Source organism: Variovorax beijingensis, assembly GCF_003951285.1.
Classification (GTDB): Bacteria; Pseudomonadota; Gammaproteobacteria; order Burkholderiales; family Burkholderiaceae_C; genus Variovorax; species Variovorax beijingensis.
Genome location: NZ_RXFQ01000020.1, coordinates 101,260 through 119,374, shown reverse-complemented (window position 1 = coordinate 119,374; position 18,115 = coordinate 101,260). Strand labels below are relative to the sequence as shown.

At 65.7% G+C, this 18,115-nt stretch carries 19 protein-coding genes; 5 read left to right on the top strand and 14 right to left on the bottom strand.

Annotated features, from left to right (window positions below; translation table 11 throughout):
- Positions 1-191 precede the first annotated feature (191 nt).
- The 8 genes from fusA to EJO66_RS27000 form a co-directional block, all read right to left on the bottom strand.
- Positions 192-2,291, bottom strand: coding sequence for an elongation factor G (gene fusA / locus EJO66_RS27035; RefSeq protein ID WP_124961209.1), 2,100 nt, complete (start codon positions 2,289-2,291; stop codon positions 192-194).
- A gap of 96 nt (positions 2,292-2,387) precedes the next feature.
- A complete protein-coding gene (gene rpsG / locus EJO66_RS27030; RefSeq protein WP_007829591.1) occupies positions 2,388-2,861 on the bottom strand; it encodes a 30S ribosomal protein S7 in 474 nt (157 codons plus the stop codon).
- Positions 2,862-3,014: 153 nt separating this feature from the next.
- Positions 3,015-3,392 carry a 30S ribosomal protein S12 gene (gene rpsL, locus EJO66_RS27025; protein ID WP_013543948.1) on the bottom strand — a complete coding sequence of 126 codons (378 nt, stop codon included), beginning with the start codon at positions 3,390-3,392 and terminating at the stop codon, positions 3,015-3,017.
- 192 nt (positions 3,393-3,584) lie between these two features.
- Positions 3,585-4,754 (bottom strand): D-alanyl-D-alanine carboxypeptidase family protein, encoded by a 1,170-nt coding sequence (locus EJO66_RS27020; protein WP_125966642.1) that lies wholly within the window; start codon positions 4,752-4,754, stop codon positions 3,585-3,587.
- 53 nt (positions 4,755-4,807) lie between these two features.
- The gene (locus tag EJO66_RS27015; protein ID WP_124961207.1) at positions 4,808-5,440 is read right to left on the bottom strand and encodes an alpha/beta hydrolase; all 633 of its coding nucleotides are present in this window, start codon (positions 5,438-5,440) and stop codon (positions 4,808-4,810) included.
- Positions 5,441-5,512: 72 nt separating this feature from the next.
- Positions 5,513-5,866 carry a (2Fe-2S) ferredoxin domain-containing protein gene (locus EJO66_RS27010; RefSeq protein ID WP_124961206.1) on the bottom strand — a complete coding sequence of 118 codons (354 nt, stop codon included), beginning with the start codon at positions 5,864-5,866 and terminating at the stop codon, positions 5,513-5,515.
- Between the two features lie 32 nt (positions 5,867-5,898).
- Positions 5,899-7,014: a VanZ family protein gene (locus EJO66_RS27005; RefSeq protein ID WP_124961205.1), complete on the bottom strand. Its 1,116-nt coding sequence runs from the start codon at positions 7,012-7,014 to the stop codon at positions 5,899-5,901.
- A 14-nt stretch (positions 7,015-7,028) separates the two neighbouring features.
- A complete protein-coding gene (locus EJO66_RS27000) occupies positions 7,029-7,457 on the bottom strand; it encodes a CopD family protein (RefSeq protein WP_124961204.1) in 429 nt (142 codons plus the stop codon).
- A 362-nt stretch (positions 7,458-7,819) separates the two neighbouring features.
- Here EJO66_RS27000 and hemB point away from each other — a divergent pair, with 362 nt between their 5' ends.
- Together hemB and EJO66_RS26990 are read left to right on the top strand one after the other, a co-directional pair.
- On the top strand, positions 7,820-8,809 hold the full coding sequence (gene hemB / locus EJO66_RS26995) for a porphobilinogen synthase (RefSeq protein WP_124961213.1): 990 nt from the start codon (positions 7,820-7,822) through the stop codon (positions 8,807-8,809).
- Positions 8,810-8,812: 3 nt separating this feature from the next.
- Positions 8,813-9,973 carry a magnesium transporter CorA family protein gene (locus EJO66_RS26990; RefSeq protein ID WP_125966641.1) on the top strand — a complete coding sequence of 387 codons (1,161 nt, stop codon included), beginning with the start codon at positions 8,813-8,815 and terminating at the stop codon, positions 9,971-9,973.
- Positions 9,974-10,060: 87 nt separating this feature from the next.
- Here EJO66_RS26990 and EJO66_RS26985 read toward each other — a convergent pair whose 3' ends face one another.
- A complete protein-coding gene (locus EJO66_RS26985) occupies positions 10,061-10,429 on the bottom strand; it encodes a DUF4148 domain-containing protein (RefSeq protein WP_124961202.1) in 369 nt (122 codons plus the stop codon).
- A 259-nt stretch (positions 10,430-10,688) separates the two neighbouring features.
- Between EJO66_RS26985 and EJO66_RS26980 the strand changes: the two genes are divergently transcribed.
- Positions 10,689-11,594, top strand: a complete 906-nt coding sequence (locus EJO66_RS26980; RefSeq protein WP_124961201.1) for a LysR family transcriptional regulator — start codon at positions 10,689-10,691, stop codon at positions 11,592-11,594.
- 27 nt (positions 11,595-11,621) lie between these two features.
- On the opposite strand, the gene EJO66_RS26975 is transcribed toward EJO66_RS26980, so the two are convergent.
- Together EJO66_RS26975 and EJO66_RS26970 are read right to left on the bottom strand one after the other, a co-directional pair.
- Complete coding sequence (locus EJO66_RS26975) at positions 11,622-12,305, bottom strand: dienelactone hydrolase family protein (protein WP_125966640.1); 684 nt, start codon at positions 12,303-12,305, stop codon at positions 11,622-11,624.
- A gap of 42 nt (positions 12,306-12,347) precedes the next feature.
- On the bottom strand, positions 12,348-12,953 hold the full coding sequence (locus EJO66_RS26970; RefSeq protein ID WP_124961199.1) for a 2-hydroxychromene-2-carboxylate isomerase: 606 nt from the start codon (positions 12,951-12,953) through the stop codon (positions 12,348-12,350).
- Between the two features lie 138 nt (positions 12,954-13,091).
- On the opposite strand from EJO66_RS26970, the gene EJO66_RS26965 reads away from it, so the two are divergent.
- Together EJO66_RS26965 and EJO66_RS26960 are read left to right on the top strand one after the other, a co-directional pair.
- On the top strand, positions 13,092-13,838 hold the full coding sequence (locus EJO66_RS26965; protein ID WP_125966639.1) for an SDR family oxidoreductase: 747 nt from the start codon (positions 13,092-13,094) through the stop codon (positions 13,836-13,838).
- Positions 13,839-13,840: 2 nt separating this feature from the next.
- The gene (locus tag EJO66_RS26960; protein ID WP_124961197.1) at positions 13,841-14,494 is read left to right on the top strand and encodes a MarC family protein; all 654 of its coding nucleotides are present in this window, start codon (positions 13,841-13,843) and stop codon (positions 14,492-14,494) included.
- A gap of 6 nt (positions 14,495-14,500) precedes the next feature.
- On the opposite strand, the gene EJO66_RS26955 is transcribed toward EJO66_RS26960, so the two are convergent.
- The 3 genes from EJO66_RS26955 to EJO66_RS26945 all read right to left on the bottom strand — a co-directional run bounded on the left by EJO66_RS26955 (position 14,501) and on the right by EJO66_RS26945 (position 18,113).
- Positions 14,501-14,962: an EVE domain-containing protein gene (locus EJO66_RS26955; RefSeq protein ID WP_124961196.1), complete on the bottom strand. Its 462-nt coding sequence runs from the start codon at positions 14,960-14,962 to the stop codon at positions 14,501-14,503.
- A gap of 65 nt (positions 14,963-15,027) precedes the next feature.
- Complete coding sequence (locus EJO66_RS26950) at positions 15,028-16,197, bottom strand: ABC transporter substrate-binding protein (RefSeq protein WP_125966645.1); 1,170 nt, start codon at positions 16,195-16,197, stop codon at positions 15,028-15,030.
- Positions 16,198-16,232: 35 nt separating this feature from the next.
- On the bottom strand, positions 16,233-18,113 hold the full coding sequence (locus tag EJO66_RS26945; protein WP_124961195.1) for an AMP-dependent synthetase/ligase: 1,881 nt from the start codon (positions 18,111-18,113) through the stop codon (positions 16,233-16,235).
- Positions 18,114-18,115: the final 2 nt, after the last annotated feature.

Below are 18,115 nucleotides of genomic sequence, written 5' to 3'. Positions count from 1 at the left end.
AATCCTTGAAAGAGCATTCCCGTGTATTGGTTTTATGTCTGCACCCGATTGCTGGTTCGCCTCGCACGGGAACGCGGCGGCACCGGATCGCAGACAACGAAGGCCACGCACTGCGTGACCCCACATTCTTTTCAATCAGTTGGGGACAGAGCAGATTTGCTGCGCAAATCCTGGTCTGTCCCGCAAAGACATTATTTTGCGCGAGCAGCCACGATGGCTTCGGCGACGTTACGGGGAGCTTCGGCGTAGTGCTTGAACTCCATCGTGTACGTGGCGCGGCCTTGCGACATCGAACGCAGCGTGGTCGAGTAGCCGAACATTTCCGACAGCGGCACTTCGGCCTTGATGGACTTGCCGCCACCGATCATGTCGTCCATGCCCTGCACCATGCCGCGGCGTGACGAAAGGTCGCCCATCACGTTGCCGGCGTAGTCTTCGGGCGTTTCGACTTCCACGGCCATCATCGGCTCCAGGATCACGGGGTTGGCCTTGCGGGCGCCTTCCTTGAAGCCGAAGATCGCGGCCATCTTGAACGCCATTTCGTTCGAGTCCACGTCGTGGTACGAACCGAAGTGCAGCGTGACCTTGACGTCGACAACGGGGTAGCCCGCCAGCACGCCTTGCGTCAGCGCTTCCACAACACCCTTTTCCACTGCGGGGATGTATTCGCGAGGAACCACACCGCCCTTGATGGCGTCGACGAATTCGAAGCCCTTGCCGGCTTCCTGCGGCTCGAGCTTGAGCACGACGTGGCCGTACTGGCCCTTGCCGCCCGACTGGCGCACGAACTTGCCTTCGGCTTCCTCGACGGTCTTGCGGATCGTTTCGCGGTAGGCGACCTGGGGCTTGCCCACGTTGGCTTCCACGCCGAATTCGCGCTTCATGCGGTCCACGATGATTTCGAGGTGCAGCTCGCCCATGCCGGCGATGATGGTCTGGCCCGATTCTTCGTCGGTCTTGACGCGGAACGAAGGATCTTCCTGTGCAAGGCGCTGGAGCGCGATGCCCATCTTTTCCTGGTCGGCCTTGGTCTTGGGCTCAACGGCCTGCGAGATCACCGATTCCGGGAACACCATGCGCTCGAGCGTCACGATGGCCGCCGGGTCGCACAGGGTTTCGCCCGTGGTCACTTCCTTCAGGCCCACGCAGGCGGCGATGTCGCCGGCGCGGATTTCGTTGACTTCTTCGCGGTTGTTCGCGTGCATCTGCACGATACGGCCGATACGTTCCTTCTTGCCGCGCACCGGGTTGTAGACGCTGTCGCCCTTGGTCAGCACGCCCGAGTAGACGCGCACGAAGGTCAACTGGCCCACGAACGGGTCGGTCATCAGCTTGAACGCGAGGGCCGAGAACTTCTCGTTGTCGTCAGCCTTGCGGGTGACGGGCGCCTCGTCTTCGTCCAGGCCGGCCACCGGCGGGATGTCCAGCGGCGACGGCATGTATTCGACGACGGCGTCGAGCATCGCCTGCACGCCCTTGTTCTTGAAGGCCGAGCCGCACAGCATCGGCTGGATTTCGCCGGCGATGGTGCGCTGGCGAATCGCCTTCTTGATTTCTTCCTCGGACAGCTCGCCGCCTTCGAGGTACTTGTTCATCAGCTCTTCGCTCGCTTCGGCGGCGGCTTCGACGAGCTTTTCGCGGTATTCGTTGCAGACGTCGGTCAGGTTCGCGGGGATTTCACCGTAGGTGAAGGTCACGCCCTTGTCTTCGTCCCAGATGATCGCCTTCATCTTCACGAGGTCGACGATGCCCTGGAAGTGCTCTTCGGCACCGATCGGGATCTGGATCACGACGGGGTTGGCCTTCAGGCGGTCCACCATCATCTGGCGCACGCGCAGGAAGTCGGCGCCGGTGCGGTCCATCTTGTTGACGAACGCAAGGCGCGGAACCTTGTACTTGTTGGCCTGGCGCCAGACGGTTTCCGACTGGGGCTGCACGCCGCCGACAGCGTCGTACACCATGACGGCGCCGTCCAGCACGCGCATCGAGCGCTCGACTTCAATGGTGAAGTCCACGTGGCCGGGGGTGTCGATGATGTTGATGCGGTGTTCTTCGAACTTGCCGGCCATGCCCTTCCAGAAGCAGGTGGTGGCAGCCGAGGTGATCGTGATGCCACGCTCTTGCTCTTGCTCCATCCAGTCCATCGTGGCGGCGCCATCGTGCACTTCACCGATCTTGTGGTTCACACCGGTGTAGAACAGGATGCGCTCGGTCGTCGTGGTCTTGCCGGCGTCGATGTGCGCGGAGATGCCGATGTTGCGGTAGCGCTCGATGGGGGTCTTGCGGGACATGATTTACTTTCGGGTTAAATGCGTTGAGCGCTGGGCCTTGAGCACGGGCGACGTCGCCCGACACTCAACACCCAACGCCCAAGCGAAGTTTGATTCTTAGAAGCGGAAGTGGCTGAATGCCCGGTTGGCTTCTGCCATGCGGTGCACTTCGTCGCGCTTCTTCATGGCACCGCCACGGCCTTCCGTGGCTTCCATCAGCTCGTTGGCCAGACGCAGGGCCATCGACTTCTCGCCGCGCTTGCGGGCGGCTTCCTTGATCCAGCGCATCGAGAGCGCCAGGCGGCGCACGGGACGCACTTCGACCGGCACCTGGTAGTTGGCACCGCCGACGCGGCGCGACTTGACTTCGACCATCGGCTTCACGTTGTTGATGGCAACGGTGAAGGCCTCGAGCGGGTCCTTGTCGGGGTTCTTCTTTTCGATGAAGTCGAGCGCGCCATAAATGATGCGCTCGGCAACAGCCTTCTTGCCGCCTTCCATGATCACGTTCATGAACTTCGACAGCTCGACATTGCCGTACTTGGGATCCGGCAGGATTTCACGTTTGGGGACTTCGCGACGACGTGGCATTTTTCTAACCTCTTTGCTTCAGTTGGCATCGTTTCCGATACCGCGAGAGCCATTCCGGACCCTCACTTACTCGACCCGACATTGGGTCACTTCGTTCGATGTGCCCGCCAAGGCAACCGAACACCGCTTGTTTGTTTTCTACGACAGGAAGGCTTATGCCTTCTTGGGGCGCTTGGCGCCGTACTTGGAACGCGACTGCTTGCGGTCTTTCACGCCTTGCAGGTCGAGCGAACCGCGCACGATGTGGTAGCGAACACCGGGCAAGTCCTTGACACGACCGCCGCGAACCAGCACGACGCTGTGTTCCTGCAGGTTGTGGCCTTCGCCGCCGATGTAGGAAATGACTTCGAAGCCGTTGGTCAGGCGGACCTTGGCAACTTTACGAAGCGCCGAGTTGGGCTTCTTGGGCGTCGTGGTGTAGACGCGGGTGCAGACACCGCGGCGTTGCGGCGAGTTCTGCATGGCAGGGCTCTTCGAATTGATCTTTTCGACCGTTCGACCCTGACGCACCAGTTGATTGATGGTTGGCATGAATGAATTAGTCCCAAAACAACCCGGCCCTGGCTGTGAAGCCGCCCCGGCCTTGTCGTGACGCAAGGCAAGGAAACCGGGAATAACGAAAACGTGAAACCCTTCGGAAAATTCCGAAAAGCCCACGAGTATAGCAGGCGGGCTTGAAACGGCAAGGACAGCGTCGGCCGGCGTTGCCTGGCGCCCTTCTCTTTACTTGATCCAGAGCCGGACGGCATCCCAGGCGCGGCCGAGAATGCCCGCCTGCTCGACGGCCTCCAGCGCCACCAGCGGCACGTCCGCCAGGGGCTGGTCGTCCAGGGTCACCTTGAGCGAGCCCACCGGCTGGTACTTGGTGAACGGCGCCACCAGCGGGTCGGGGCGCGCCACCTGGGTCTTGATCTTGCTGGCGGTACCGGCTGGTACCGCGACCACGATGGCTTCCGGGCGGCCCAGCTTGAGCGTGTTGGCCTTGCCCTTCCAGACCGCCGGCGTGGCGGCCGGCTGGCCGGCGTCGAACAGGCGCACGGCGTCGTAGGCGGTGTAGCCCCAGTTCAGGAGCTTCTGCGATTCGTTCGCCCGCACGGTTTCGCCCGAGGTGCCCAGCACGATCGACAACAGCCGGCGCCCGCCGGTCAGGTTGGGGAAGTCGCGCTTGGCGGTGGCGATCATGCAATAGCCGGCCGCCTCGGTGTGGCCGGTCTTCAGGCCATCGACGGTCGGGTCGCGGAACAGCAGCAGGTTGCGGTTGGTGTCGTTGGCCGACGGCGTTCCGGGATAGCGGTATTTCTTGATCGCGTAGTACTTGGCTTCCTCGGGGAAGTCGCGCACCAGGCGCGTCGCGAGAATGCTCAGGTCGCGCGCCGTGGTGGTGTGGCCGGGCGCGGTGAGGCCTTCGGGATTCTTGTAGGTCGTGTTCTTCATGCCCAGCACCTTGGCCTGCGCATTCATGAGCTCGACGAAATGTTCCACGGTGCCGCCCACGCCTTCGGCCAGCGCCACGGTGGCGTCGTTGCCCGACTGCACGATGAGTCCCTTGATCAGGTCTTCGACCGGCACCTGCATCTTGGGATCGATGAACATGCGCGAACCGGGCATCTTCCAGGCCCGCTGGCTGACCGGCAGCGTCTGGGCCAGCGTGATCTTCTTGGCACGCAGCGCGTCGAACACGATGTAGGCCGACATCAGCTTGGTGAGCGAAGCGGGCTCCACGGGGCTGTCGATGTCCTTCTGCGCGAGGATCTGGTTGGCCGTGACGTCGAGCAGCAGGTAGCTGCGCGCGGCGATCTCGGGCGGCGCCGGCACCTGGGCAGCGGCGATCATGCAAGCCGATGCGGCGGCGGCCAGCACCAGCGCGCGAAACGCGTCAAAAAAACGATTCATGGGAGCAATAGGGAGAGACGGGAGGAGACGAAAACACAAGCCCGTGAGGCTTTTCACGCGGCGCCCGCGCGCAGATGGCGGACAACCAGACTTTTGAGGAGGGGCAATTGTCCGTGAAAGAAATGGCCGCCTCCCGGAATAACCGTGACAGGGAGTGACTGCGGCCGCGCCCAGTCCATGACCGCCGCCAGCGGCACCGTGTCGTCGGCCTCGCCATGGACCACCAGCGTACGCTCGTGCGCTTCGGCCGGCAGCGTGGCGACGGAAAAGCGCGAAGCCGCCGTTCCAACGAGCACGAGCTGCCGCAGGTCGCGGCCGGCCCAGAGCTTTTCGGCCGCGCAGCTTGCCACGAAGGCGCCGAACGAGAAGCCGGCGATGGCCAGCGGCCCTTCGGGCGCGAGCTGGGAGACGACGTTCATCATGTCTTCGCACTCGCCGCGTCCTTCGTCGTGCACGCCTTCGCTCGCACCCACGCCGCGGAAGTTGAAACGCACCGCGGTCCAGCCGCAGGAGACGAACGCGCGCGCCAGGGTCTGCACCACCTTGTTGTCCATGGTGCCGCCGAACAGCGGATGCGGATGGGCGATCACGGCGATGCCGCGCGCGGCATCGGACGGCTGATCGCGCTGCACCTCGATGATGCCGGCGGTGCCCTGGAGGCGGATCTTTTCGGTCTGGGAATTCATGATGCGAGGAATGGGACTGACCGGCCTCGAGGGCTTGGGTGCACGGTACGAGCGCGGGATCCCGCCAAAAGTTCAGCGGCCCACATCGGGAGGCAGCAGCAGGCGCTCGACGACCTGGCCGTTCTTCAGGTGCGAGTCGACGATCTCGTCGATGTCGTCGGCGTCGACGAAGGTGTACCAGACCGCTTCGGGATAGACCACCGCCACCGGGCCGCCGGCGCAGCGGTCGAGGCAGCCCGCCTTGTTGACGCGCACCTTGCCGGGACCGGCCAGCCCCGCCTCCTTGACCTTCGCCTTGCAGCGGTCGAAGCCCGCCTGGGCGTTGTGCAGGGCGCAGCAGTCTTCCCCGTTCTTGCGCTCGTTCAGGCAAAAGAAGATGTGGCGGCCGTAATAGCCGCGCGGCGCGGCAGGAGAGGAACTGGGCATCAGGAGATTTTAGTGACGCCCGCCGCACGCCATCAGCTTGCCGGCCGCCCCCGGCGCGACAGCGCGGCCACCACATAGGCAAGGACCGCGAACGGCCACAGCCACCCGAGCCACTGTGCCAGGCCGTGGAAGCGGATGAATCGCCCCTGCTCCCAGGTGGCGAGGGTCTGTGCGAAATATGCGCTCTCGGGCGCCTGGTTCAGCAGGCTCAGCTGGATCACCAGCGCCACCAGCAGCAGGGCCGCGCACAGCCGGCGCGGCGCTCCGAGCAGCAGCACGCCGGCAACGAGCGCCGCCGCAATGCCGACCTGCACCGGCAGGCCCAGCCATGCCCATGCGTGCTCGGGGCCGTAGCTCAGCGCCGCCGACAGCGCCGAGGCGCCGATGCCCGACAGCAGCGTGAGCGGCAGCAGCACGGCACGCCGGGCGATCGTGCGCGTCACCATGAAAGCCAGCAGGCACGGCACCAAGGCACCGAGCATCACGCACAGCAGCTCGACGGCCGGCACCAGCGGCTCCAGCTCGAACTGGCGCAGCGGCATCCAGTCGATGAAGGGCGTGTCGAGCAGCCACTCCGAAACCGCGACTTCGAGGCGCTCGAACACCTGGCCGAGGCCGAAGGTCACGGCGGCGGGGAACAGCAGCGCCAGGGGCCACAGCGCGAGCAGCACCAACGCACCGCGGGAGTCGTCGACGAACCACTGCGACCGGGTGCGACTCCAGTGCGCCACTGCGCCGAGCCGCTCCAGCCCCGCCGCGAGCAGGGCCCCCAGCAGCGCACCGGAGCTGTTCAGGCCCAGGTCGACATTGGAAGGAATGCGCGCGGGCAGATAGCTCTGCAGCGTTTCCATCGCGAATGCCACGGCTGCGCCGGCCACCGTTGCGCGCAGCACCGCACGCCAGACGCTCGCGTCCCGCCGCGTCCGCAGCACCGCCAGCGCACACAGGAAGCCGAAGGGAACGTAGCCGGCCACGTTGACCGCGAAATCGAAGCCCGTCCAGTACTTGGGCCACGACGCCGACAGGTAGGCCCACGGCGCAATCCCCTGGTCGCGCCAGTCGGCGAACGGGTACAGGCTGGCATAGACGATCAGCGCCGCATAGGCCAGCGCCAGGGGCAGCGCGGCGGTTTTGTGCTGCGTCTCCACCGTGGCTTTCGGGCTCAGAACGGCTTGACGACCACCAGCACCACGATGCCAAGCAGCAGCAGGACCGGCAGTTCATTGAACCAGCGGTACCAGCGGTCGTTGCGCTGGGTGCCTCCGGCCACGAAACGGCGCAGCAGCACGCCGCAGGCATGGTGATACCCGATCACTGCGAGCACCAGCGCCAGCTTGGCATGCATCCAGCCGTTGCCGGGGCCGCGCCCGATGCCGTAGCCCAGCCAGAGCCAGAGGCCGAAACCCAGCGCCGGAACGGCCAGGAAGGTCGTGAAGCGCAACAGCTTGCGCGCCATCAGAAGCAAGCGCTCGCGTTCGGCCACGGACTCGGGCGGCACCATCGCCAGGTTGACGAAGATCCGGGGGAGGTAGAACAACCCCGCGAACCAGCTGGCAATGAAGACGATGTGAAGAGATTTAACCCAGAGCATGGGGCCAGTTTAGTGGCCGGCCGCGCCATGCAGGCCGGGCTTTGCCGCCGGCGCGGATGCAGCGGGCAAAAAAAAGCCCGACGTCTTCACGTCGGGCTGGGAAGCCCTTTTGCTGTCACACATCAAGGCACCCGCTCAGGGAGGAAAAGCGGGGAGCGGTAAACCGCCCGCTTTTGAATTTAACAAAGGCGAAACAAAGTTTCAAGCGGCCCGGGCCAGATTCTTTGACTATTCCACGCAAAAAAAGAGAACCTTCAGGCTACACGCCCGGATGGTCGTCGGACGACACTTGACCAGCCGCCCAGCGCACGAATGGAGGCTTCAGGCACAATTTTCCGCCTATGACGCCATCTTCCTTTGCCATGTACCCCGCCGGCCGCCCGCGCCGCCTGCGCCGCGACACCTTCACCCGCAACCTGGTCAGGGAGCATGCGCTGACGGCGCACGATCTCATCTACCCGGTGTTCGTGCAGGAAGGCGAGAAAAAGCGCGACGCCGTAGCGTCGATGCCCGGCGTGGAGCGCCTGAGCCTCGACCTGCTGCTGCCGGTGGCGCAGCAGTGCGTGGAGGCCGGCATCCCGGTGATGGCGCTTTTTCCGGTGATCGATGCGAGCCTCAAGACGCCCGAGGGCGACGAGGCCTTCAATCCCGACGGGCTGATTCCGCGCGTGGTCGCCGCGCTCAAGTCGCGCTTTCCGGAGCTCGGCGTGATGACCGACGTGGCGCTCGACCCCTACACCAGCCACGGGCAGGACGGCCTGCTCGACGACACCGGCTACATCCTCAACGACGCCACCGTTGAAGTCCTGGTGAAGCAGGCGCTCACACAGTCACAAGCTGGCGTCGACATTGTGGCGCCGAGCGACATGATGGACGGGCGCATCGGCGCGATCCGCACCGCGCTGGAAGCCCGCGGCGACATCCATACCCGGATCATGGCGTACAGCGCCAAGTACGCGAGCGCCTTCTACGGGCCGTTTCGCGATGCCGTGGGCTCGGCCGCAACGCTCGGCAAGAGCAACAAGAAGGTCTACCAGATGGACCCCGGCAACAGCGACGAGGCGCTGCGCGAGGTCGGGCTCGACATTGCCGAGGGCGCCGACATGGTGATGGTCAAGCCCGGCATGCCGTACCTGGACATCGTGCGCCGCGTGAAGGACGAATTCCACGTGCCGACCTTCGCCTACCAGGTGAGCGGCGAATACGCGATGCTCAAGGCCGCCGCGCAGAACGGCTGGCTCGACCACGACGCGGTGGTGCTCGAAAGCCTGCTCGCCTTCAAGCGCGCCGGCGCCGACGGCGTGCTCACCTACTTTGCGCTTGACGCCGCGCGGTTGCTACAAAAACAATAGCGCATGCGCATCTTCGAAATCGACCGCTCGCGCGTGAGCGAGCATTTGGCGCTGGCTCCTCTCGCGCTGCCCGGGGCCTGCGCCGCGCAGGGCTATCTCTGGATTTCGCTCACGCGGGACGAATTCCGCGCCTCGCTGCCGGAGGTTCAGCGGATCCTGCAGTCGCTCTGCCTGACGCAGCTGGTCGACCTGCACGTGGCGGACCTGCTCAACGACCAGCTGCCGTCGCACTACGACTACACCTCTCAATACGACGTGCTGGTGTTCCGTCGCCTTTCGAGCGGCCCCGGCCAGGCGGCGCTGGGCAACGGCAAGGGCACCACGGGCGGCGAGCCGCCCCTTCCCGCACCCTTGCGCCGCGGCCCTCCGGTGCTGCGGCGGGTCGACACCCGCCCCGTGGGTTTCGCGCTGTTCGACCGCGTGCTGCTGTCGGTGCACCCCGAGGACGGCGCGGTGCGCGACGCCTTTGCCGCCCGGCTGCTCGCCGCCGGATCGCCGGGCGACCATGGCGCCCCCGCGCTCGACGTGCGCGCCACTTCGGCCCGCGTGCCGACCGGCACCGCCGACCTGATGCTGCGCGTCATCAACCAGATCGTCGACGGCTACCTGGACATGCGCCGCGAGCTCACGCGCCAGCTTGATCACTGGCAGACCGAGCTGATCGATCCGCGCAGCCGCTTCACCAACTGGGGCGCGCTGATGGAAGCCCGGCAGTCGCTGCACCATCTGGACGAGATCTGCGAAGACCAGCGCGCGGCCATCCAGGACTGGATCGATTCGCTCGAGACGCTGCCTCCGGCCAAGGGCGAGGCGGAGCAGCGCGAGCGGGAACTGGTCATGGTGCGAAGCCGCGACGTGCTCGAGCACATCGAACGCGTGGTGCACCACGTGCACCGGCTCGAGCAGAACGCGGAAACCGCGGTGCAGATGCATTTCAGCGTGCAGGGCCACCGCGCCAACGACATCATGCGGGTGCTCACCGTGCTGACCGCCATCTTCCTGCCGCTCAACCTCATTGCCGGCATCTTCGGCATGAACTTCGAGTTCATTCCGCTGGTGCACAAGGCGGACGGGTTCTGGATTGCCATGATGGCGATGCTGGTGATCGCGCTGCTGCTGGTGCTGGTGTTCTGGCGCAAGCGCTACCTGGCGCGCACGCGCTGAGGGCCCTGTCCTCGCTTCAAAGCAAAAAGGCCACGCAACTGCGTGGCCTTTTTGCTTGCCCGCGAGGGGCCAGCGGTTTCGCCGGTCTTACTTGGCGACGGCGCCCGAGCCTTGCTGGGCTTGAACGCGTGCGTCCATCGGGTGGACCATCGTCGAGATGACCTTGCTGTTGACGCGCGAGCCGCCGGTCACGTTCTGGTCCGGAGCGTAGGCGGTACGGACGGCTTCGGCTTCCACGAGCGCACGGTCCTTCGACACGGCGACCGTTTCCGGGCCGCGCGAGCCGCGGGTCACGTTCTGGTTCGGAGCCGACGCGGCGCGCACGGCTTCGGCGTTGACTTCGTCGCGGCTCTTGGTCGAGACGGCGGTGTTCACGCCTTCGTAGGTTTCGGCTTGAGCGCCGGTGGCGGCCAGCAGGGTCAGGGCAGCGGCGGCGAGGATGTGCGAGGTCTTCATTTTCAATTCCTTGTGTTCGTTGGATGGTTCGTCCACCAGGCTCGCTCGCTCATTCGTTCGTGCTCACCTGTGCGGCGAGTTTCCAACTGAACGGCCTGCATAAATCACGCGGAACAGAGACACGGTGTTTCCTCTATTGAAACAATGACGTGCCGGCGGCATGCACACGAGCCGAGCGCGCACCGGCACCTTCAAATGCCGGTCTTCCCGGAAAATCGCAGCAGGCTGGTCATCAAACGGAAACAATGGGCGCTTTGACATGGACAGTCTCGATCTGATCAGAACCTTCCGGGAAGTGGCCTCGCATGGCAGCTTCTCGCACGCAGCCAGGAAGCTCGACATGTCGAAGGCGACGGTCAGCAAGTACGTGGCGGAGCTCGAAACGCGCTTCGGCGTGCGCCTTCTCAACCGCTCCACGCGCTCCGTGAGCCTGACCGATGCCGGGCAGTTGCTGCTCGAGCGCAGCACCCCGGTGCTCGAAATGGTGGAGCTCACGCAGGCCGAGCTGCAGGAGCGCGCCAGGCAGCCCGGCGGCCGGCTGCGGATTTCGGCGCCGCACGGCATGGGCAACGGCGAGTTTCCGAGCCTGCTGGCCGACTTCATGCGCTACTACCCAGACGTGAGCATCAGCCTGCAGCTGACCAACCGCGCGGTCGATCTCGCGGAAGAAGGCATCGACGTCGACATCCGCAGTGGCCCGGTCGCGGACGCCAACCTGATCGTGCGCAAGCTGATGCTCATGGAGATGGTGGTCTGCGCATCGCCGGTGTACTGGAAGAAGCACGGCAAGCCCGGGCATCCGCGCGACCTCGCGGCGCACGAGGCGCTCACGCATTCGCTGCTGGGCGCCCAGCCGGTCTGGCGCTTCGACGATGGCGGCGAGCCGCTGGACGTGCCGGTGAAGAGCCGCATGGACTGCACCGAGGGCGCGCCGCTGATCCGGGTCGCGATGCACGGCTTCGGCGTGATCTACCTGCCCTCGATCCTCGTGCAGTCGCACATCGACCACGGCGAACTGGTGCCGGTGCTGCAGGGCTATGCGCGCAAGGACATGTGGCTCTCGGCCGCCTACCTGCAGCGGCGCCACAACAGCGCCGCGTTGCGCGCGCTGCTCGACTTTCTGCAGACCCGCATCGGCAAAGGGCCGGGCTCCCCCAAGAAATAGAAACGGTCCGCCCGGCCGGCAGGCCAATCAGCCGACGTGCTTGGCGAAGAACTCGAGCGTGCGCGAACGTGCCAGCTTGGCGGCCTCGGCGTTGTAGGAGCCGCGCTGGTCGCAATTGAAGCCGTGGCCCGATTCGTAGACGTGCACCTCCGCTTCGGGGTGCGCCTTCTTGAAGGCCTCGACGGTGTCCAGCGGGATCCAGTGGTCCTGGTTGCCGAAATGCGCGAGCACCGGCACCTTGGGCTGGCGCGCGGTTTCCTCCGGCGTGGTCATGCCGCCGCCGTAGTAGGGCGCTGCGGCGGCAATGCCGGGAACCAGGCTGGCGGCGCGCCAGACCAGGAGGCCGCCCCAGCAATAGCCCACGATGCCCACCTTGCCGGCCTTGGACGCATAGGCCACGGCGGCCTCGATGTCCTGCAGCACGCCGGGCGCGGGCAGCGCCTCGACCGCGGTCTTCAGCGCGAAGCCGGCCTTCATGTCCTCGTCGCTGTAGCCAAGCTCGACGCCGGGCTTCACGCGATGGAAGGTCGAGGGCGACACCGCCAGGTAGCCGTCCGCCGCGTAGCCGTCGGCCACCGAGCGGATGTGCGAATTGACGCCGAAGATCTCCGGCACCACGACGACCGCGCCGCGCGGCTTGCCGGCCGGTTCGGCCACGTAGGCGGGAAAGGTGAAGCCGTCCTTGGCTTTCAGATCGATGAATTGACCCATGATGTCTTGCTCCTTGATGGCAACTGAAAAAGGAAGGCCGGATTACGGGCGCAGCGCCCGCTCGACGAAGTCGAGGCGGTCCTGGCCCCAGAAAATTTCACCGTCGATCACGTAGCTCGGCGCGCCGAACACCTGGATGTCGATGGCCTCCTGCGTGTAGGCCTCGTAGCGCTCCTGCACCGCCTGGCTCTGCGACTGCTCCGCGCGCTTGGGCGACAGTCCGCATTCGACGACCAGCGAATCGAGCACCTTCGGATCGCCGATGTTGCGCTCCTGCACCCACACAGCCGCAAACACCGCCGCACACATGCGCATGGCAGCCTCGGTGCCGTCGTGCATGTCGACCGCGATGATGACCCGGGCGGCGTCGTCGCTGGCCACCGGAAAGAATTTCGGCTTGGTGTTCAGCGGCAGCCCGAGGTGGCGCGAACAGCGCGCGAGGTCGACCAGCCGGTACGCCTGGCGCTGCGGCGCGCGCTTGCCCAGCGGCAGCCCGCCCGACACCGGGAACACGCTGCCCAGGTCGATCGGCCGCACGCGCACCGCGGCGCCGGCGGCCGCGGCGATCGCGGCAAAGCGGGAATGCCCCAGATAGGTCCATGGGCTCTGTGGCGCAAAGTAATAGTCGATCGTCTTGCTGGTCTGCATTCGATAACCTCCGTGCTGCGCACTACGGTGCGAGCTTGCTTGGGGCGGCCCTGCGCGGCGCTCATACGCATGCCCCCGATGATGTAATCCAAGCCGACGGTTTTAACTGACACGCAGTTTCTCTGCAGGAGGTAGGTTTTGGACCAGGTGCTCTTGATCACGGGCGGCGGCCGCGGCATCGGCGCCGCCACCGCCCTGCTGGCGGCGCAGCGCGGCTACGCGGTGGCCGTCAACTACACGAACAACTCGCTCGCCGCCGACGAGGTGGTGCGCGCCATCCGCGCGGGCGGCGGCACCGCCATGGCCGTGCAGGCCGACGTGGGCGACGAGGCCCAGGTGCTGGCCATGTTCGAGAAGGTCGATGCCAGGCTCGGCCGGCTCACGGCGCTGGTCAACAACGCCGGCGTCGTCGACATGCAGGCCCGGGTCGACGAAATGAGCGTGGCGCGCCTGGAACGCATGTTCCGCATCAACGTGATCGGCAGCTTCATCTGCGCGCGCGAGGCGGTGCGGCGCATGAGCACCCGGCACGGCGGATCGGGCGGCGCCATTGTCAATGTCTCCAGCGGCGCCGCGCGGCTGGGCTCGCCCGGCCAGTACGTCGACTACGCGGCCAGCAAGGGCGCCATCGACACCTTCACCATCGGCCTGGCCAAGGAAGTGGCCGCCGAGGGCATCCGCGTCAACGCGGTGCGCCCGGGGCTGATCGACACCGAGATCCACGCCTCCGGCGGCATGCCCGGGCGCGCCTTCGAGCTCGCGCCCACCGTGCCGATGCAGCGCACCGGCAGCGCGGAAGAAATTGCCGGCGCCATCCTGTGGCTGCTGTCCGCCGAAGCCAGCTACACCACCATGGCGCTGCTCGACGTGACCGGGGGAAGATAACCATGAGCACTTCGATGGACCTGATCAAGCCGCTGGTCACGCTGGTGGCCATCGTCAACCCGCTGGCCATCGTGCCCTTCTTCATCCACTACACGCAGGGGTATTCCGATGCGCAGCGCCGGCACACGGTGCGCATGTCGGCCTTCAGCGCCTTCGTGGTGATTGCGGTCAGCGCGCTGCTCGGGCTGCAGCTGCTGGCGTTCTTCGGCATCTCGATTGCCAGCTTTCAGGTGGGCGGCGGCCTGCTGCTGCTCATGAGCTCGCTGTCGATGCTCAATGCGAAGCCGGCCGAGAGCAAGACCAACGTCGAGGAGCTGCGCGCCACCGAGGTCAAGGCCTCCATGGGCGCATCGATCGCGGTGGTGCCGCTCACCATTCCGCTGCTCACCGGGCCGGCCACGATCTCCACCGTGGTGATCTATGCCGACAAGACCCAGCACCTGTGGGAGCTCGGGCTGCTGGTGGGCTACGGCGTGGTGGTGGCGCTGGCCACCGCGCTGGCGTTTTCGCTCGCGCAGCCGATTGCGCGCGTGCTCGGCAAGACGGGCATCAACATCATGACGCGGCTCATGGGCCTGATCCTCGCGGCGCTCGCGGTCGAGGTCATGGCCGACGGCCTGGGCAAGCTGTTTCCGATCCTGCAGCGCGTGGGCTGACGCCCTTCAGCCCAGCATCTTCTCGATGACTCGCCAGTGCGCGGGCTCCACCGGCGTGATCGACAGCCGGTTGCCCTTGCGCAGCACGACCAGGTCGGCCAGCTCGGGGCTGGCGCGCAGTTCGGGCAGCGCGAGCAGCCGCGTCTTGCGCACGGCCTGCACGTCGACCAGCAGCCAGCGCGGGTCTTCCTTCTTCGAGGCCGGGTCGTAGTAAGGCGACTTCGGGTCGAACTGCGTCGGGTCGGGCTTGATGCCCGAGGCCACGCGCGCAATGCCCGCGATGCCGGGCTCGGGGCAGCTCGAGTGATAGAACAGCACGCCGTCGCCGACCTTCATGCCGTCGCGCATGAAGTTGCGTGCCTGATAGTTGCGCACGCCGGTCCACGCCACGGTGGCGCCGGGTGCGGCAAGCGCATCGTCGATCGAGACCTCGTCGGGCTCGGACTTCATCAACCAGTACTGGGGCATGGCAATCTCGCGAGGGAGTTTCGCGAGCGAATATAGCCGCCCTCCCCGGTACTGGCGAGCGCTGCTTACGGCGTCACGTAATCAGAGACCACGACCCACTTGCCGTCCTTGATCTGCGACAGCCGCGACTGGTCGTTGCCCAGGCGCTTGGTGGCGGTGTAGGTGCTCTTCGCGCTGCCGAACATGTCGGGCTCGAAGGTCATGCTGTCCATGGCCTTGATGAAGCTGTCGGTCGAGAGGTTCGGGCCGGCCTTCTGCGCCGCCTTGATGAACGAATCGATGATGACGTAGCCGTACACCGAGAACACCGTCGGGTCCTCGTTGAACTTGGTCTTGTACTTGTTGGCCCAGAAGCGCAGCGGCTGCGACTGCTCGTCGGTGTAGGGGTTCTGCACCGTCATGGTGGCGTAGATGCCGTCCATCGCCTTGCCGCCGAGCTTGTGGATCAGGTCGGTGTAGGCCGCGCTCGAGCCCAGGAAGGTCGGGTTGAAGCCGGTCTTGCGCGCCTCGCCCACGGTGCCGATGGTCTCGCGGATGATGGTGCCGAGCACCACGAGGTCGCAGTTGGCGGCCTTCATCCTGGCGACCTGCGAACTGAAGTCGGTGGCGCCGCGCTTGAACGACGTTTTCTCGGCCAACTCCAGGCCGGCGGTCTTCAGGCCGGCCTCGGCGCCGCGCTGCACCTCGAGCCCGAATTCATCGTCCTGGTAGATGGTGCAGACCTTCTTGGCGCCCTTCTCCTTGATCATCTTGGGCAGCGCCAGGCGGATCTGGTCGTAGTAGGTGGCCGCGAACGAATACTTGAGCCGGTGCAGCGGCTCGTACATTTCGCGCGCCGCGGTGATCGGCATGAAGTTGACGATGTTCTTCTCGAACTGCACCGGCATGGCCGCCATGTTCTGCGCCGTGCCGATGTGGCCGGCCATGATGAATATCTTTTCCTGGTTGACCAGCTTCTGCGCCGCGAGCACGGCCTTCTTCGGGTCGTAGCCCGAGTCCTCCACGAAGAGCTTGAGCTTGCGGCCGTGGATGTTGCCCTGCTCGTTGAGTTCGTCCACGCGCAGCTGCATGCCGTTGCGCGCCTGCTTGCCGAAGCCCGCGAGCGGGCCCGACAGGTCCTGGATGGTGCCGATGCGGATCTCGTCCTTGCTCACGCCCTGCTGCTGCTGCTGCGCGGACGCGAACGCTGCGGCCAGGCCCAGCACGGCCAGGGTCGTCACTGTCTTGAGCTTCATCATGGCGTTGTCTCCTCGGGTTGACGAAAAATGGATCAGCGGTACATGGCGTCGATGCGCTCGGCGTACTTGGCCTGGACCAGCTTGCGCTTGAGCTTCATCGTCGGCGTGAGCTCCTCGTCCTCGGCGGAGAGCTGCGTTTCGAGCAGGAAGAACTTCTTGATCTGCTCGACCCGCGCAAACTTCGCGTTGACGCGGTCGATCTCGCCCTGGATCAGATCGAGCACCTCCTGCGCGCGCGTCAGGCTCTCGTAGTTGCTGAACGGCACGTCGTGGTCCTGTGCAAACTTCTCGACGTTCTCCTGGTCGATCATGACGATCACCGTCAGGTAGGGTTTCTTGTCGCCGATCACCACTGCGTCGGTGATGTAGGGGCTGAACTTGAGCTCGTTCTCCAGCTCGCTCGGCGTGATGTTCTTCCCCCCTGCCGTGATGATGATGTCCTTCATGCGGTCGGTGATGCGGAAATACCCTTCCGCGTCGACGGTTCCCACGTCGCCGGTGTGCAGCCAGCCGTCGGCGTCGATGGTCTCGGCGGTCTTCTCCGGCAGGTTGAGGTACCCCATGAAGACATTGGGGCCGCGCACCAGGATCTCGCCGGTCTGCGGATCGAGGCGAACCTCGTTGTAGCTGGTGGCCGGCCCGATCGAGCCCGGCATGATGCGCGAGGGCGGCACGCCGGTGGAGGCGCCGCACGATTCCGTCATGCCCCAGACCTCGAGCATGGGCACGCCCAGCGCAAGGTACCAGCGCACGAGCTCGGGCGAGATCGGCGCCGCGCCGGTCACGAGGAAGCGCGCGCGGTGGATGCCGATGAGCTTGCGCACGTTGTCCAGCGCCAGCCAGCGCGCCAGGCGGAACTTCAAGCGCAGCCAGGCGCCCACCGGCCGGCCCTCGAGCACGCGCTCGGCGATCTGCCGGCCCACGCCGATGCTCCAGCCGTAGGCGGCCTGCTGCAGGCGGCTGGCTTCCTTGAGGGCGATCATCACGCCCGAATAGAACTTCTCCCACACGCGCGGCACGGCCGTGAACACCGTGGGCGAAATCTCGCGCACGTTTTCGGGCACCGTCTCCGGGTTCTCGACGAAGTTGAGGATCGAGCCGGTGTACATCGCGAAGTATTCGCCGCCCATGCGCTCGGCAATGTGGCACAGCGGCAGGAAGCACATGCGCTCGTCGCCCTCGCCCTGCGCCAGCAGCGTGTTGTAGCCGCGCATGGTGTAGACCAGCCCGCGGTGGCTGTGCATCGCGCCCTTGGGCTTGCCGGTGGTGCCGGAGGTGTAGACCAGGATCGCGAGGTCTTCGGGGCGGCAGGCGGCAATGCGCCGATCCAGCGTCTGCGGATGGGCCTGCAGGTAGTCGCGGCCGAGTGCGCGCAGTGCGTCCAGGCTGATGACGCCGGGGTCGTCCAGGTCGCGCAGGCCCTCCATGTCGAACACGACGACCTTGCGCAGCGTCGGCAGTTGCGCGCGCACCTCGAGCGCCTTGTCGAGCTGCTCGTCGTCCTCCACGAAGAGCACGGTGGTGCGCGAGTCCTCGCAGAGGTAGTGCACCTGGGAGGCCGCGTCGGTGGGATAGATGCCGTTGGACACGCCGCCGCAGCTGAGCACGGCCACGTCGCACAGCACCCATTCGATGACAGTGTTGGCAAGGATCGACGCGCACTCGCCCTGGCCAAAGCCCAGCGCCAGCAGGCCGCCCGCGATCTCGCGCACGGCCTCGGCGGTTTGCCGCCAGGTCCAGGCGCGCCAGATGCCGAATTCCTTCTGCCGCATCCAGACCTTGTCGGCGCGCAGTTCCGCAGCCTTCCAGAACACGGCCGGGATGGTGTCGCCCGGCACGGCGATGCCCGGACTCGGCTGCAGGTGTGCCAGGTCCCAAAGGCCCGCTGGAGCGCGCAAGGCAGTTGTGCTCATGC